The 15,750-nt window shown below is 61.2% G+C and carries 17 protein-coding genes and 1 pseudogene; 4 read left to right on the top strand and 14 right to left on the bottom strand.

The window, feature by feature from the left end:
• Positions 1 to 35: 35 nt before the first annotated feature.
• Positions 36 to 1,907, top strand: coding sequence for a tetratricopeptide repeat protein (locus tag AC0L26_RS13400; protein WP_473632950.1), 1,872 nt, complete (start codon positions 36 to 38; stop codon positions 1,905 to 1,907).
• A gap of 193 nt (positions 1,908 to 2,100) precedes the next feature.
• Here AC0L26_RS13400 and AC0L26_RS13395 read toward each other — a convergent pair whose 3' ends face one another.
• The 4 genes from AC0L26_RS13395 to AC0L26_RS13380 form a co-directional block, all read right to left on the bottom strand.
• Positions 2,101 to 2,340: a GNAT family N-acetyltransferase gene (locus tag AC0L26_RS13395; RefSeq protein ID WP_473632949.1), complete on the bottom strand. Its 240-nt coding sequence runs from the start codon at positions 2,338 to 2,340 to the stop codon at positions 2,101 to 2,103.
• 15 nt (positions 2,341 to 2,355) lie between these two features.
• Positions 2,356 to 3,354, bottom strand: a complete 999-nt coding sequence (locus AC0L26_RS13390; RefSeq protein WP_473632948.1) for a DUF5996 family protein — start codon at positions 3,352 to 3,354, stop codon at positions 2,356 to 2,358.
• Positions 3,355 to 3,498: 144 nt separating this feature from the next.
• Positions 3,499 to 4,434, bottom strand: coding sequence for a pirin family protein (locus AC0L26_RS13385; RefSeq protein ID WP_473632947.1), 936 nt, complete (start codon positions 4,432 to 4,434; stop codon positions 3,499 to 3,501).
• A 270-nt stretch (positions 4,435 to 4,704) separates the two neighbouring features.
• Positions 4,705 to 5,598, bottom strand: a complete 894-nt coding sequence (locus AC0L26_RS13380; protein WP_473632946.1) for a LysR family transcriptional regulator — start codon at positions 5,596 to 5,598, stop codon at positions 4,705 to 4,707.
• A 153-nt stretch (positions 5,599 to 5,751) separates the two neighbouring features.
• On the opposite strand from AC0L26_RS13380, the gene AC0L26_RS13375 reads away from it, so the two are divergent.
• Positions 5,752 to 6,405, top strand: coding sequence for a hydrolase (locus tag AC0L26_RS13375; RefSeq protein WP_473632945.1), 654 nt, complete (start codon positions 5,752 to 5,754; stop codon positions 6,403 to 6,405).
• Positions 6,406 to 6,585: 180 nt separating this feature from the next.
• Here AC0L26_RS13375 and AC0L26_RS13370 read toward each other — a convergent pair whose 3' ends face one another.
• The 3 genes and pseudogenes from AC0L26_RS13370 to AC0L26_RS13360 form a co-directional block, all read right to left on the bottom strand.
• The gene (locus AC0L26_RS13370; protein ID WP_473632944.1) at positions 6,586 to 6,717 is read right to left on the bottom strand and encodes a hypothetical protein; all 132 of its coding nucleotides are present in this window, start codon (positions 6,715 to 6,717) and stop codon (positions 6,586 to 6,588) included.
• A gap of 459 nt (positions 6,718 to 7,176) precedes the next feature.
• Positions 7,177 to 8,070 (bottom strand): NAD(P)-dependent oxidoreductase, encoded by an 894-nt coding sequence (locus AC0L26_RS13365; protein WP_473632943.1) that lies wholly within the window; start codon positions 8,068 to 8,070, stop codon positions 7,177 to 7,179.
• Positions 8,071 to 8,136: 66 nt separating this feature from the next.
• Positions 8,137 to 8,900: pseudogene (locus tag AC0L26_RS13360) on the bottom strand (SDR family oxidoreductase).
• 223 nt (positions 8,901 to 9,123) lie between these two features.
• Between AC0L26_RS13360 and AC0L26_RS13355 the strand changes: the two are divergent.
• Positions 9,124 to 9,519, top strand: a complete 396-nt coding sequence (locus AC0L26_RS13355) for a winged helix-turn-helix transcriptional regulator (protein ID WP_473632942.1) — start codon at positions 9,124 to 9,126, stop codon at positions 9,517 to 9,519.
• A gap of 265 nt (positions 9,520 to 9,784) precedes the next feature.
• Here AC0L26_RS13355 and AC0L26_RS13350 read toward each other — a convergent pair whose 3' ends face one another.
• Positions 9,785 to 10,333 carry a flavodoxin gene (locus AC0L26_RS13350; protein ID WP_473632941.1) on the bottom strand — a complete coding sequence of 183 codons (549 nt, stop codon included), beginning with the start codon at positions 10,331 to 10,333 and terminating at the stop codon, positions 9,785 to 9,787.
• A 53-nt stretch (positions 10,334 to 10,386) separates the two neighbouring features.
• Positions 10,387 to 11,376, bottom strand: a complete 990-nt coding sequence (locus AC0L26_RS13345) for an aldo/keto reductase (RefSeq protein WP_473632940.1) — start codon at positions 11,374 to 11,376, stop codon at positions 10,387 to 10,389.
• Between the two features lie 148 nt (positions 11,377 to 11,524).
• On the opposite strand from AC0L26_RS13345, the gene AC0L26_RS13340 reads away from it, so the two are divergent.
• Entirely contained in the window at positions 11,525 to 12,415 is an 891-nt protein-coding gene (locus tag AC0L26_RS13340) for a LysR family transcriptional regulator (protein WP_473632939.1), read from the top strand.
• Here the strand turns inward: AC0L26_RS13340 and AC0L26_RS13335 are convergent.
• The 5 genes from AC0L26_RS13335 to AC0L26_RS13315 all read right to left on the bottom strand — a co-directional run bounded on the left by AC0L26_RS13335 (position 12,383) and on the right by AC0L26_RS13315 (position 15,706).
• A complete protein-coding gene (locus AC0L26_RS13335) occupies positions 12,383 to 13,087 on the bottom strand; it encodes a DUF4405 domain-containing protein (protein WP_473632938.1) in 705 nt (234 codons plus the stop codon). The genes AC0L26_RS13340 and AC0L26_RS13335 overlap by 33 nt on opposite strands.
• A gap of 17 nt (positions 13,088 to 13,104) precedes the next feature.
• A complete protein-coding gene (locus AC0L26_RS13330; protein WP_473632937.1) occupies positions 13,105 to 13,596 on the bottom strand; it encodes a cytochrome P460 family protein in 492 nt (163 codons plus the stop codon).
• 64 nt (positions 13,597 to 13,660) lie between these two features.
• Positions 13,661 to 14,086: a (R)-mandelonitrile lyase gene (locus AC0L26_RS13325; protein WP_473633208.1), complete on the bottom strand. Its 426-nt coding sequence runs from the start codon at positions 14,084 to 14,086 to the stop codon at positions 13,661 to 13,663.
• A 75-nt stretch (positions 14,087 to 14,161) separates the two neighbouring features.
• The gene (locus AC0L26_RS13320; protein ID WP_473632936.1) at positions 14,162 to 14,602 is read right to left on the bottom strand and encodes a carboxymuconolactone decarboxylase family protein; all 441 of its coding nucleotides are present in this window, start codon (positions 14,600 to 14,602) and stop codon (positions 14,162 to 14,164) included.
• Positions 14,603 to 14,683: 81 nt separating this feature from the next.
• A complete protein-coding gene (locus AC0L26_RS13315) occupies positions 14,684 to 15,706 on the bottom strand; it encodes an alpha/beta hydrolase (RefSeq protein ID WP_473633207.1) in 1,023 nt (340 codons plus the stop codon).
• Between the last annotated feature and the right edge of the window lie 44 nt (positions 15,707 to 15,750).

The following is a 15,750-nucleotide window of genomic DNA, read 5'->3' as shown; positions in this document are numbered from 1 at the left end:
GTCCGTGCATGGCCCGCCGCTCAGGAATAATGCTGATGGAACGCAAGCTCGCGGCAATCATGGCCGCAGATATCGTCGGCTACAGCCTGCTGATGGCTGAAAACGAGGCTTCCACCTACGCGAAGCTGCGCGCTGTTTTCGATGAGCTCATTGATCCGACCATTGCCAGCCATGGCGGGCGCATCGTCAAGACAGCGGGAGACGGCTTTCTCGCTATGTTTCCCAGCGTCAACGAAGCGGTTGATGCGGCGCTGGCCATCCAGGAAGGCTTCGACAAGGGCCCGTTCGAGTTGCGCATCGGCATCAATCTTGGCGATGTCATTGAAGATGACGGCGACGTATACGGCGATGGCGTCAATGTGGCCGCCCGTCTTGAGGCCATGTGCGATCCGGGGCAGATATTCGTCAGCGGCGCCGTGGTGATGGCGGCCGACCGCAACAGCGCGGACAGGTACGTCCGCATCGGCCGCAGGCGGGCCAAGAACATTCCCGAGCTTCTCAATGTCTACCGCGTAAGGCGCGCGGGCTCTGCGTGGTCGCCATGGCGGCAGGTGCCGCAGGTGCTACGCAGCACCGCTGCCCGCTGGTCTTATGGCGCGGCCGCCATAGCCCTTATCCTCATCGGCACCCAAATCCAGCCGCTCCCCCTGGCAGCCATGGTCAGCCGCATCCCGGCGGTCTTGTCGATGGATCAGAGCCGCGCCGACCCCCGGCCGTCAGTGGCGGTCATGCCTTTTGCCGCGATGAGCGGCAGCGGCGAGCAATCATATTTCGCCGACGGACTGACCGAAGATGTGACGACAGCCCTTGCCCGCAATTCAGAGCTGCAGGTAATCGCGCGCGATTCCACCTACGCCGTTCACGGGCAGGGTACGGACGTGCGCAAGCTCGGGGCGAAGCTCGGCGTTGATTATGTGGTTGAAGGCAGCGCCCGCCGTGAAGGCGACCAGCTTCGCGTGTCGGCGCAGTTGATCGATGTAGAGACAGGCGCGCACCTGTGGTCGCGCAGTTTCGACCGGCAGGTCGCCGACGTGTTCACCGTCCAGAGCGAACTGACCACTGAAATCGTCGCGCAGATCGCGCCCTATATCGGCAGGAGCGAGGCGGCGGCGGCAGCGGAGCGCCCGACCGACAATCTGCAGGCCTATGACCTCGTGCTGCAGGCCCGCAACCGTTACCGGCACGGCACCAATGACGCGCAGGACATTCTGGAAGCGCGGGGCCTCTACCAGCGCGCCCTTGAAATGGACCCGTCCTATGCGGCCGCCCGCGCAGGCCTCGCGCTGACCTATATCGCCAACGTGGCGCAGAGCGGTGACGGCCGGGCAAACGCCCCGGAGCTAGATCTTGGGCTTAGCGAAGCCCGGCAGGCCGTCCGTCTCGATCCCAATCTTGGCCTTGGCTATCAAGTCATCAGCTTCGGGCTTGCCCTTCAGGGCGACTATTCAGGCGGCTTGCAGGCCGCCCGGCGCGCTGTGGAGCTCAACCCGAACGATCCCGACAGCATGATGGCGCTTGCAAAGGCGCAGGTTCGCTTCGGGGAATATGATGATGCCGTCGCCAACGCAGAGCGGGCCCGCCGCCTTCATCCTATGGCGCCCGAGTACTATGCCTATGTGCACGGGCAGGCGCTCTACGCGGCTGACCGCCGCGATGAGGCTTCCGCGGTCATAGGGGAATGCCTGATCCGAGCGCCGCGCGATGCAAACTGCCTTCTGATTCAGGCCGCTTTGCAGGCCGGGGGCGGAGAGGTCGAGGCAGCCCAGCAGACGATGGCAAAGCTGATCGAGGCGCATCCGGCATTCTCGCTGGAAGCAGAGCGCGCTTACCGCCGGTTCGGTGACAGGCCGCTGATGGAAGAGTTCCTGCAGGACCTCGCAAAGGCTAAGGCCCCTGAATCCGCCTGAAAGTTTTTACAGAGCGACTTCAATCATATAGCGGTGTCCGGTTTCATCCTCTCCGGCGCGCCAATTTTTGCCATTTCCACGGCGCCAACAGCGAAAATTGCCGCCAATTGCCGCTGGAACTACGTCCGCCGCTTACGGTGGTAGGAGTCGGTCGGAGCCGGTATGTTGGCGGGTGGAGGAAGTTACGCGCAGCCTATGGCCGACGCAGCACGTCCTGCCATTCGACATGACGGTCGATCTGCGCTTTTGCGAACGGACAAAGCGGAATGATGGCGACCCCTTCGCGCCGGGCATCCTCGACCGCCTGGCGTACCAGTCGCTCGCCGACCTTGCGGCCACGCAACGCCGCTGGAACTTCGGTATGGTCGATGATGATCAAACCTTCGCCGGCCCGGCTATAGGACATCTCAGCTTCGACGCCGTCGACGAGCATCCGGTAGCGTCCCTTCTATGCGGTATCCTCCCGTTCGACCTTTTCGACGGTCAAGGGAGAGGCAGGGCCCGGCTGCTCGGCGTCATGCGGCCGCGCCTGACCCTGCCGCCCTGGCATGCAGTCCAGTAGGTCGCGGTCCCATCTTCCGAGATCGGCCGCAGCGTCGTAGGTCGAGACAAGAAACTCCGTCAGCGCCGCGTCGGGATTTGCGGCCGACTGAACGGCATCGTACGGCAGGATGAATTCCGATAGGCCCTCATGCCAGAACGCGCCCTCGGGCCGGACTGACGCGCTCCTGAAGCCACTCGGCGCCGGATAGGCGTAGGCATAGAACGCCGGGTAATCGATGCCGCCACCGCCGGGCCAGAAACCTGCTGAGGAGACCTCGCGGTCGTAGGCTTCCTGTGCCACATCGTTGGGCAATGAAGGAATGCCGCCGGGATGGAGAGGCGCGCGCCGCCCGGAAAAGCGGGTGACGGCCAGGTCAAAACTGCCCCAGAACAGGTGAACGGGACTGGACTTACCAAGAAACGAGGTCCGGAACCGATTGAATACCCTGTCGACCGCCACCGATGCGTGATGGAAGCGCTGAACGGCTTCCCGGTCATAGGGCCGGTCGCGATGATCTTCGGTGAACGGCACGGGGTTGGGCACCTCGTTCGGATTGCCGTTAAAGGTCGGCGTGCCTCCAAGTTCGGAAATCAACTGCACGAAATTGGCGTGGAACGCCGCGACTGTGGATGGCCCGAGCGCAAACGATGCCTCGCGACCATTGCCGCTTGTGCCAACAACCATATGGTCCCGAAGGTCGAAGAGGATCTCAATGCCTGGGCCGTCGGGGATCGGCGAGGAGGTCAGGCCGAGCGGCGTGACATAGAAGGTCGCGTTCCAGGAATGGTTGAGCCACGGGGTATGAGCAAGGCGATATTTCCCGGCGATCTGCAAATAGAGATGCAGGGCCGAAGACGTTTCGCGCCAGCCGAGGTAGTCCAGGTGGGGCCACTTGTTGCTCATTCTGCTTTCTCCATTCAGAACACACCCGGCACGCGACGCGTCATCTCGTCTGAACCGCCCGCGTCCCTGCCCAGGCGACACCCTTCTTGGCGCCGGCCAGTCTTAGCACCGGCCAGTCTTAGCACCGGCCAGTCTTAGCACCGGTCAGTCCGGTAGGGGAATGTGCTCATCTCGGTCATCGATCGGGAGATCGAAACGTCCCTTGCCCCAGTCCTCGGCGCGCCATTCGGCCTTCGCTTCTTCGATGCGGTCCTTCGAGGAGGCGACGAAGTTCCACCAGATATAGCGCGGTCCGCTGAGCGTTGCGCCGCCAAGAATCATCAAGCGCGCGCCTCTGTCGCCGGCAGCGACAGTGATCCTGTCGCCGGGACGGAAGACCATCATCCGACCTGCCTCGAAATCCTGGCCGGCGATCGAGATCGAACCTTCGACGATGTAAATTCCACTGTCTTCGTGATCGTCCGGCATCGGCAGTCGGCATCCGGCTTCGAGCGTCACGTCGGCGTAGAACGTCTCCGAGAACATCGTCGCGGGTGCCTTCTCACCATAGGCGTCCCCGAGGATCAGCCGGACCGAGACGCCGCGATCCATGATCGCCGGCAGCGCCTCCTGGCCATAATGCTCGAACCTGGGCGCCATGTCCTCGTGGCGGTCGGGCAGCGCAACCCAGGTCTGTATTCCGAACAGGCTGTTCGGACCAGTTCGGGCGGCTGCGGAGGTCCGCTCCGAATGGGTCACGCCGCGCCCGGCGACCATCCAGTTCAACTCGCCGGGACGGATGATCTGGTCTGCCCCGGTGCTATCCCGGTGATGGAAGTCGCCGCGAAAGAGGTACGTGACAGTGCCAAGACCGATATGCGGATGCGGCCGGACGTCGACGCCCTGCCCGGTCAGCATTTCGGCCGGGCCGGCCTGATCGAAGAAAATGAACGGTCCGACCATCTGCCGCTTCGGCGCCGGCACGGCGCGCCGAACCTTGAAGCCGCCCAGGTCTCGAGCGCGCGGGACGATGAGCGTTTCGATCGCGTCGATGCCGACCTCATCAGGGCAGCCGGGGGCGATTGCCGGGTTCCAACTCATGAGCGTCATCCTCTCTTGGGCTTACGGGAGCCTCGCCCTTGCCGATGCGAATGCCCGATCGCGATTAATCCGGACCGCGCGAGCGGGAAGAGCGCTTTCGCCCCGAGGAATGCCTAAACTGACGAGCGACCGTCTGCCCAACTAGTCCTGTGATACGTCAAGCTGTGTCGCGGTAAGTGGAACGTGCGGGCAATGTCGTCGGGCTCAGCGGCTCGCAGTAGAGCAACCGTCGAACGCAATTCTTCAATAAGGCTTCGCCCCGTTCGTGTTTTAACGGTCGAGACCCCAAACGTTCGGATTTCGTGCGAAGTACTCGATCAGCATCTCGGTGAGGACCCGGACTTTCCGTGTGGGGTGCTTACCCGACGGTCGGACGACATACGCGCCTGCCGAAGGTGGGGGATAGCGTGTCATAATTGGAACGAGTGCTCCGGAGGTCATATAGTCATACGTGATGCAATCGGGGAGCCAAGCAATGCCGAGCCCTGCCACTGCGGCGGCGGCAAGCGCAGTAGCGTTATCAGCCTTGAACCTGCCCTGCGGCTGAACCGTGATGACCTTGTCGCCATCCATGAACTGCCAGGCTTCCGTCCCTTGCATGAGGGCCTGATGGGTGACGAGCTCATCTGGCGTCTGAGGTGAACCGCTTGCTTTGATATAATCCGGACTTGCGACGAGCTTTCCATAGATCGGTCCGATGCGCTTCGCAATCAGGTTCGAGTCCTGAAGGTACCCGACCCGGATCGCGCAGTCGAAACCCTCTGCGATCAGATCGACGAAGCGATCGCTGTAGGAGGTATGGATCTGGAGCTTCGGGTGCTGATGCGCCATTTCCGCAAGCACGGGGGCGAAGTGGGTTGGGCCGAAGGAAAGCGGCATCGCGACCCTCAGGCGGCCGCGCAGATCACCAGTTGGGAAGATCGCTTCCCTGGCCGTGTCGATCTCGGCGCTGGCTCGGGCCGCATGGTCCCTGAACGTGACTCCCGCTTCTGTGAGCGCGGCGCCGCGGGTCGTTCGTGCAAGAAGCTGGACACCAAGGTCCGCTTCAATCCGGAGGAGCCGCCGACTGACGATTGACTTGGAGACGCCGAGCCGGCGCGCGGCGGCCGATACGCCCCCGGCATCGGCCACTGCGACGAATGTCTGTAGATCTTCGATGTCCAATTCGGCGTTCCTCGTTTCGCGACACAGCTTGCCTGACTATGGCACTACCGCATCGCCAAAGGGAACGGCAAATTGCGTCCAGGCAACGTCGCCGCTGGCGCATGTCTCCCGTGAACCCATTGCCGTCCATAGCGGCAGAGAAAGGAAGTCTTGATGATCCCCCGTAACGGCCTTGATTCGCTTCTTCGTCCTGAAGACTCGGTCCTCGTTCTGATCGATCACCAACCTTATCAGCTCGCAAGCCTGAACAGCCACGATCCGCACATGGTGGTCAACAACACGACCGCGCTGGCGAAGCTAGCAAAAGCCTTCAATGTTCCGACCATTCTCACCAGCGTGATCGCGGCGCGCGGTGGACTTCTCTTTAAGCAGATCACCGACGTATTTCCGGACCAGGAAGTCATCGATCGCACCTGGGTGAACACCTGGCAGGACGAGAATGTGGTGAACGTCGTCAAGGCGACCGGCCGCAAGCAGCTGATCATCGCCGGCCTGTGGACCGAGGTCTGCGTCGCAATGCCTGTGATCCAGGCCGCCGGCGAAGGCTGGGACGTGACCGTGATCACCGACGCGTCGGGCGGGATTTCGACGGAGTCTCACGAAGTTGCCATACAGCGAATGATCGCGGCCGGCGCGAACGTCATGACCGTGATGGCACTCGCTGGCGAATGGCAACGCGATTGGGCGCGCACCGAGCATGTCGAGGAGCTGATCGAGATTCTCATCCAGCACTTCGGCGGCAGCGGCATCGCGTATCTTTGGGAACAGCAGCTGCTCAACACGCCAGTGCCAAGCGCCGCGGGCTGATCTGGGCGGGAGTAACGAAAATCCTGAGCGATCAGCGCCAACACGCTGACTGCTTATCGAGCTCAGTCATCCCGCTCCACAAGCCGGCCGCCCATGCCTGAATGCAGGGCGGCCTGCATGATCAACGGCTACTTCCTCCGGCCATTACCCGCGACTGATGACCGCCGGACGTATTTAGACTTACATCTCTTTTTCCCACCAGCCGCGCGTGTTCACATTAGCGGCGTCAGCGAGAGCTTCCAGCGCTGCAATGTCGTCGCTGGAGAGCGTCATATCGGTGGCCCGGACGAGACCATCGATGTAGTTGGGCATGGTGACGCCGATGATCGGCTTGGCAGTGGTCGCTTGAGTTCAGCTTACCGGCGTCTGCGCATTAACGTTTAGTCCAAATATCGTCCCTTGATTCCTAAATCATGATCGCCGAACTACGAAGCTGGGGGCAGGAGTTCGAATTTCTTTCTGCGCGCCAACTCCGCCGAATCTACGATTTCCTTCGACGCGCTTCACCAGACTAAACTGGACGAAATTCGTTATCGTAGCGTTGGGCGGGTTCGGTGGATACGGCGTTTACATCAGGACATTGCCCCTTCGGCGGACATCAGATGCATTTGTGACAGGCGCTCAAATCTTCGGCTTTCACCCGCCTGCATTTCCTGAGCGTACTCCTGGATACGCTCGTCGATCTCTATCTCGCGACCGCCGACGCGGAGAACGCGCCGGGGTTGCAGCTAGAAATACAGGCCCACATGATGCTGGCGCTGGATCGCGCCGTCAGCCCGCCGCCCGCTGCCTCTCGGGCTGCGGCCTAGTCCTGATCATCTCGACCAGGCTGGCCTGGTCGGCATCGCCATAGCCCAATGCGACAGCTTTTTTTAGGAGCTGGAACATCGGCGCGATCAGCTCGGTGCTGACACCCTGGCCCTCGCTGGCCGCGATAAAGTTGTCGAAGGCCGCCGCCTGCATCTCGAGATTCGAGACGACATCGCTGCGGTAGTCGCCGCTGTCAATGCGCTGTGCCATGTCGGGCAGCCATGTCATGACCGCCCCGAGCCAGTTGGTCAGCATCGGCAGGAATTTTTCCGCCGGCACCTTTTCCGATCCGGTCAGCGCGAAGGCATGCGTAACGCCTGAGAACAGGCCATACATGGCGGTGAGCAGGGCAATGTCGTGCAACGGTGCCAGCCCGGCGTCGTCGCCGAGATATTTCGCCGCCCCCAGCGCGCCGAGCGCTTTCCCATGGGCCTCGAACGCCGCGTGCGCACCGCTGTAGAGGATCAGCGCCTCGGCTTGGCCGATCATCGGCGGAACCGCCATAATGCCGCCGTCGAGGTAGTCGGCGCCCTGGGTGGCTGCCCATTGCGCCATCTCGCGCGCCTGCGCTGGCGTGCCGTTGGTGAGGTTGACCAGCGTGCGGCCGGCAAGTGCATTCTTCGCCGGCTCGAGCGCCTCATACACGGTATCGTAGACCAGCAGGCAGGCGACCACGAGTCTGCTCGCCTCGACGGCATCCTTGACGCCCGCGGCGGCGACAGCGCCTTTGGCCACGAGGGCCTCAGCCTTGGCCGGCGAGCGGTTCCACACGGTCACGCTGAGGCCGCTTTTCAGGAGCGCCTCGGCTAAGGCCGAGCCCATGTCGCCAAGGCCGATGACGGATACGTCGGACATCTGTTTTCCTTTCTTTTTCGGTTCGATTGTGAAGTTACGCAGCGGGCTCTGCTGCGGCGTTCCTATTCACCCCATGGCCGGCGACAAGTCCTGGCCGAGGCCGCCGTCGACCTTGATCCGCTCGCCGGTGGTGAAGGTGGCGTCGAAGGCGAGGAACAAAACGGCGCGCGCCACTTCCTCCGGTGCGCCGTGGCGCTTCATCGGCGTCACCTCATCGCCGATCTTCATGAAGGCGGCGCGCTCTTCCGCCGAGGCGCCGGCCACACCCATGGTCGGCGTGTCGATGAAGCCGGGGCTCACCACGTTGACGCGGATTTTTCGCGACAGGAGTTCCGATGCCAGCACCTTGCCGAAGGCGCGCAGCGCCGCCTTGCTGGCGGAATACACCGCCATGCCGGCGATGCCGGAATCCTCGGCGATCGACGAGGTAAAGACGATTGCGCCGCCCTCCTTGATCAGGGGAATGAGGCGCTGGGTGGTGAAAAAGGCGCCCCTGGTGTTGATGTCGAACTGGCGGTCATAGGACGCTTCAGTGACCTGGTCGAACGGTTCCAGCTCCGACACGCCGGCGTTCACGTGCAGGAAATCGATCTCGCCAAGCTTCTGCTCCACTTCCGCGTTGAGCATCGCGATGTCGCCCATGCTGGCGACATCGGACCGGACCGCATGGACGCTGCCGCCAAGCGCCTGACGGGCGTCCGCGAGGTTCTTTTCACTGCGCCCCGTGATCAGGACCTCGGCGTCGCCGTCGATCAACGCCTGCGCCACCGCCAGTCCCATTCATGCGTGCCGCCGATGACAACGGCCTTCTTGCCCTGAAATCTGCTCATGATTCGTCCTTATCCCGGCGCGAAGGGCGCCGCGGTCTGTCGGTTTGAAACTATCGGGAGCGGTCACTTTTTGCCGCGCGAAACTATCCCAGTGGAAGCCTTGCCGCTGGCCTTCTGCCCGCATGCTCCGCATCCTTAACCGAAGCTAGGCGGGTGCTTTCGATTGCACAAGTACAGACAAAAAAGTAAGGTACTTACCAAATCCTCAGAATTGGAGACTTCCTTGGCAAAAAAACAAAGAGAACTGCCGGACAGTTGCGGGTTGGGTCCCGCGCTCGCGGTGATCGGCGGCAAGTGGAAGGCACTTTTGCTCTGGCAGATCCACCAGGCGCAGCCCTGCCGCTTCGGCGAACTGAAAAGGCTGCAGCCGGAGATCAGCGAGAAGATGCTGATCCAGCACCTGCGCGAGATGGAGGCGGACGGCATCATCCACCGCGAGGTGTTTCACCAGGTGCCGCCGCGCGTGGAATATTCGGCCACGCCGGAAGGCGCCGAGCTCGACCTGGCGCTCGCTCCGCTGGCGGAATGGGGCAAAAAGCACCAGGAGCGGACGGAGAAGGCGAAGGTCGGAGCGGTGAGGGCAGTCCGAACCGCGACGGAAGCAGCCGCGCGAGGGTAGCGCCGGATGTGGATAAAATTTCCGCTCGCCGGATGAAAGCGAGCGGATTATGTCGCCGTTTAAACGAGTTGAGGCTCGATCGGCAAATTCGGATGCGCGGTCTTTGCAGGACCGCCGTGATGCAATCGAGTGAACGATCGTCGTGGTTTTGGGTAGGCTCCGGATAGGACGTGTTGCAGAGCGAGGTGCCGATAACGGCAGGCGTTGCGGATCTCTCGATGTTCGATCCGAGGAAAGACGCAACCGCGCTTCGAACGCTCTGAAATCACCGCGCGACCTTTAACTCGTCCAGCCACTCTGTAACTCGCTCTATGGTCTGCCGCTCCTGGGGAGCCTGCATGGAAAATCCTTCGACAAGATTGGCCCGTCGCGCCTTGCTGGCGACAACACTCAAGCTATCGCCCAGCCCGTAGCCGCCATGTGTGATGAGGGAGATGATGGTTTTGCCCGAAAGATCGTGGGCGGCGAGGAATGATCGGACCACGGGCGGCGCTGTCATTCCCCAGATCGGAAAGGCAAGAAATACCGTTCTGTATTGGGCGATGTCGGCGAGGTTCGTCTTCAACGGCGGTTCGTAGCCGCGGTCTGTTTCCTGTTTCGCCTGCTCGACCGTCTCGAAATAGTCGTCAGGATAAGGCCGCTCCGGCTCGATCTCGAACAGGTCGGCTCGCAAGGCGCGACTTACCTGACCGGCCACGACGTGCGTGTTTCCGCTTCGCGACAAATACGCAACGAGTATCTTGCCTGCCGGGAGCTGCGCCGCTGTGGCCGGCGCTGCTCCCGCTGCCGCAAGAGATAGGAGCAGCGAGGTCATGAGGAGCTCCCTTCGCGTTGGATTGTCAGTCATGGCCTTTCTCCGAAAGCCGATCAAAGGCCGGTCATCTTGAGCACCGCTTCGGGCAGGCGCTCGCCTTGAATCTCGATCTTCGAAAGCGCTGTCGCGATCTCTTCCAGATCTTCAGCGGTCAGTGTCACGTCGACCGCGCCGAGGTTTTCTTCCAAACGATGGAGCTTGGTGGTGCCGGGGATCGGCACGATCCACGGCTTCTGCGCCAACAGCCATGCGAGGGCGACCTGTGCAGGCGTCGCACCTTTGCGCTCAGCGACAGCCTTTACGATGGCGACCAGCGCCATATTGGCTTTGCGGGCCTCGGGAGAGAAGCGCGGCACGCTGTTGCGGAAGTCCGTGGGGTCGAATCGGGTGTTCTCATCGATCTTGCCGGTGAGGAAACCCGCGCCGAGCGGACTGAACGGCACGAAGCCGATGCCAAGTTCCTCCAGTGTCGGCAGAAGCTCGGCTTCGGGTCCGCGCCAGAACAGGGAATATTCGCTTTGCACCGCTGTCACCGGCTGCACCGCATGAGCGCGACGGATCGTCTGAATGCCTGCCTCGGAGAGGCCGAAATGCTTGACCTTGCCCTCCGCGATCAACTCCTTGACCGCACCCGCAACATCCTCGATCGGCACGTAGGGATCGACGCGATGCTGATAGAAAATGTCGATGCGATTGGTATTCAGCCTCTTGAGGCAGGCGTCGGCCACCGCCCTGATATGTTCGGGCCGGCTGTTGGTGCCGCCGCTGCGCGAGCCGGTATCAAGGTCGATATCGAAGCCAAATTTCGTGGCGATGACAACGTCGTTGCGGATCGGCGCAAGCGCCTCGCCGACCAATTCCTCGTTCACAAAGGGGCCATAGGCTTCGGCCGTGTCGAACAGGGTGACGCCGCGATCATGAGCAGCACGAATGAGTTTGATCATCTCCAGCTTGTCGGCAGCCGGACCATAAGCCGAACTCATGCTCATGCAGCCAAGGCCAAGGGCGGAAACGTTCAGGGTTCCAAGTTTTCGGGTTTGCATTGCGAACTCCAATCGACTGCTCGGAGGCACTTCACGCACGCGGGCTGGTCAGCTTCCAAGGGCCACGGCACTAATTTTAGCGCCTGCCGCAGCTTGCGATAAGATGCTATAATCTGCATGAGCCTTTTAGATGAGCTAACAAATCCAAATGGAAAACTTCAACGAGCTTGCTGCGTTCGCCATCGTCGCTAAGGAGCGCAGCTTTACGCGAGCCGCTGCAAAGCTCCGCGTTTCACCTTCGGCTCTCAGCCAGACCATTCGCAATCTGGAAGAGCGATTGGGATTGCGCCTCCTGACCCGCACCACGCGCAGCGTTGCCTCGACCGACGCCGGCGAACGCCTGCTGCGCACGATTGCGCCGCGTTTCGATGAGATCGAAGCTGAACTTGCTGCATTGAGCGAACTTCGAGATAAACCGGCCGGGACGGTCCGTATTACGGCCGGTGAGCATGCTGCCATCTCGGTTCTACAACCCGCGCTCAAGCAGTTCCTGCCGGATTATCCGGATATTCAGGTTGAGATCATCGTCGATTACGGTCTGACCGACATCGTTGCCGAGGGATACGACGCGGGAGTTCGTATGGGCGAGCAGCTTGCGAAAGACATGATCGCCGTGCGTATTGGACCAGAATTGCGAATGGCAGTGGTCGCATCGCCAGCCTATTTTGAACGGTATCCGCCGCCCCAGACGCCACAAGAGCTTGCAGCGCACAAGTGCATCAATTCACGGCTGCCAACCTATGGCGGATTGTTCGCCTGGGGCCTTGAAAAGGATGGGCGCGAGGTCAAGGTACGCGGCGAAGGACAACTCGTCTTCAATAGTCTCAGCATGCGCCTCAGTTCAGCACTCGATGGCTTGGGGATTGCCTACCTGCCCGAAGACCATGCGATGTCCTATGTCGCGGATGGCCGGCTGGTTCGGGTTCTGGAGGATTGGTGCCCCTCCTTTCCTGGCTATCACCTCTACTATCCGAGCCGGCGGCAACAATCGCCGGCGCTTGCCTTGTTAGTGGACGTTCTCCGGTATCGCGGCAACTGACCTGTGCCTTCTCGCCTGCAGCCATTTCATCGCGTAGTAGGCGAGAAACATATAGAGACCGGCTATCGCGATGTAGTGGACGAAGAAGCCTGCGACGGATTCTTCAAAGTTCCACCAGTCGAGCGTCATCTGCATGGAAAGCTTTGTACCGACAGCCAGTTCGAACGAACTCCACACGCCATGAATCGCGACCGCGACAGCCATTACCCGAAGCAAGAGCGTCCGGATGGCGTTGGGCTGTGAAATGCCTGTCAGCTTGCGTGCCACGCCCATGAGCATCGGCCAGCGCAGGCCGAGATGAACGGACACGATCAAGAGAACCCAATAGGCCGCTAGGGTGTGAATCTGCCGCACCGTGAAGCCGCCATACGCCGACATGAAGCCGGACAGGGCATTGGAAATGGACACGCTGGTGACGAGCAGGGCCAACATCGCCAGCATCAGTAAAAACGTCACCACGATGTTGAACAGGCCGCGCGCCTCGCGGCGGGCTTTTGGAATCGTGCCATACCAGCGGCGATTGAACAAATTGTGCACGATGAGCAGCAGGAACATTGCGGTACCGGCCAGCTCATGCGCGACATTGCCGAGCCACCAATAGGAGAAGCCGAACAGCAGAAGCCCGGCAGCGATAAGATCAAACGCCAGTCGAGCCAGGAAAACGGGGTTCAAACGCTCTGCCTCCCGCCTTACTCGACCGGCGTTCCGTTGAATCGGGGAATGCGATAAGCGGTGAATAGATAATCGCTGCCTTGCTGGCTGCCATGGCACGACTGACAGCGTGCGGTGTTTTCGTCCATGTTGATCGACTTGTCCGGCCAGAACCATTGGAACTGCCAGTCGGCAGTGCGGCGACTTTCGTCATAGTCCGCGCCCCAATTCTCGCCCTTCTGCATGACGAAGTAGCGGTAGAGTTCACCGTCGCGATGGTCGACCAGCACGAACTGCGTGCCCGCCGGGATCGGCTGCCCGTTCTTGGCCGCCTCCATGGCTGCGGGTGTGGTCATGATGTGCTCCATGACATTGCCGCGCCGGACGGTCGTGTAGTGAACCAACCCATCAAGGTTGGGAAACTCGACGCGGTTCGTTTCGGCCTGGACCTGCCATCCGATCAGGGAGACGGCGCAGGCGGCCAGCGCACTCAAGGCAATTGCAAATCTTTTCAAGAAGATGCCTCTCATGGCGGTTGGGGGTTTGGGCGGGCCGCGATGCGAGCGGGCTGCGATGGATTGAGAGGGTTGGAGGTCAGCGCCGGTATTGCTCGTCTGAAACCTTTTCCATCCAGGTGACGCCGTTGCCGTTTAGCGATTCCGATATGGCGATATGGCTCATCGCTACGGTCGGGCTCGCGCCATGACAGTGTTTGACGCCCGGCGGGATCCAGACAACATCGCCCGGCCTGATCTCCTGTACGGGACCGTCCCAATGCTGGACGCGGCCGACGCCCGCGGTGACAATCAGTGTCTGACCGAGAGGGTGGGTATGCCAGGCTGTTCGTGCCCCCGGCTCGAAGGTGACAATAGCACCGCCGACCCGAGCAGGATCAGTTCCCTTGAAGCGGGAATCGACACGAACGGATCCTGTGAAATTCTCGGCAGGGCCGACGGCGGATGGCGTTGAGCCGACACGCGTAACGACGACCTCTGAGTTTGCATGGGCTGGAACGGTCATTGCGAATACGGCTGCTGCGACAACAATAGATTTCATCATGGCCTCAACGGTCGAAGGGCGGGCGTTTTCCGGCACTCACTTCTTCCTATTTTCTTCGAACACTTCCCTTGCGACACCCACAGCTGACACCCCGTTTGGCCAGCCCGAATAGAATGAGAGATGGGTGATCGCCTCAACGATCTCCTCTTCCGTCACTCCATTCTGGAGTGCCCGGTTCATATGGGAGCGAAGCTGGTCAGGGCGGTTGAGTGCGATAAGCGCTGAGATTGTAACAAGGCTGCGGTCGCGTTTGGAGAGTTGCGGGCGCTCCCAGACGTCACCGAAGAGCACGCCGTCAGTCAGTTCTGCCAGTTTCGGGGCAATGTCGCCCATCAGCTGCTGCGCACGCGACTGCTGCTGGGCAGGAGCCGCATCGGAAGTCGCGGGGGTCTGGCTTTGGGCGTTAGCCAAGGTGGAAATTCCTCCAGATAGAAGCAGGCTGGTTGCGACAAACAGATTTCGGGTGAGTTTCTTCAAGGTGTGACTCCTCGGGGTTTTGGTGGGAGGACGGACATAGCGCCCAGGACATAAATCCGAGCGCCATGCTGCTATCGGCGGTTATGAGCGGTCGGAAGCAAGGGTTCGGGCGAAGAACGGCGTCAGCTTACCCAACGCGGCTTCGACATAGTCGGGAACCCAATAGGTCTCGATATGGGTCGCGCCCTCGATCTTGAACAGTTCCTTGTCCTTCGTTCCGGTGGCTTTGGGGAAGGCGTCCTCGGTCATGTACAGGCTGTCGGCCTTGCTGCCCGCGATCATCAGCAGCGGCTGGTCGATCAGTTCCAGTTCGTCGGCAGCATCCCAGCGCATCAGGTCCAACAAGCTGCTCATCGTGTACTTGAAAGTCGAGTTGGGGTGCGCGTGCGTCTTCCAGTAGTATTCGTATCCCTGCCGGTACATTTCAAACGGCAGCGCGGCGATCTGCTCGTCCGTCAGATTGGCGTCGCCCGCGTAGAGGATTTCTCCGCCGGCCATTTCCTGGGCGCGGGCTGCCGTAACCTGCCGCAGGCGCTCCTGAATGGTGTCAAGTTGTGAATCCGCGAAGCCATTGCGACGTACCCGCCCGGAATTGAACATGCTGAGCGTCGCAACCGACTTGAATCGCTTGTCGGCTTTCGCCGCAGACAACGAGTATCCGCCGCCGCCGCAGATGCCGAGCAGGCCAAGTCGTTCGGCATCTACGCCTGCGTAGCGGGTGATGAAATCCGCTGCGCCGTGAATGTCCTCGATGCGGAATTGGGGTTTGTCGACGCTGCGCGGTTCGCCGCCGCTTCCGCCCTGATACGCGGCGTCCATCGTAATCGTAATGTAGCCCCGTTCAGCGAGGCGCTGGGCATACAAGCCCGCAACCTGCTCCTTGATGCCACCGTTCGGGTGCGCCACGACGATGGCAGGATACTTCTGGCTCTCATCATAGTTCGCTGGGGTGTAAACGTTGGCGACGATGTCCAGGCCATGAAGCGCGTATTTGACCGGGTGAATATTGACCTTGCCCGGCTCGTTCATTGTGATCGCGCCGCGATAGACCAAGCCAAACCGGTTCTGCTTGTAATCGGCTGCGGTAGCGGTTGTGGTCGTCATTGCCGGAACTCCTAGTATTGCACCCGAGAGAACAAACGCGGAGG

The organism is Mesorhizobium sp. WSM4823, assembly GCF_055811195.1.
The sequence above is the reverse complement of the archived record's forward strand: the minus strand, read 5'-3'. Positions and strand labels throughout refer to the sequence as shown.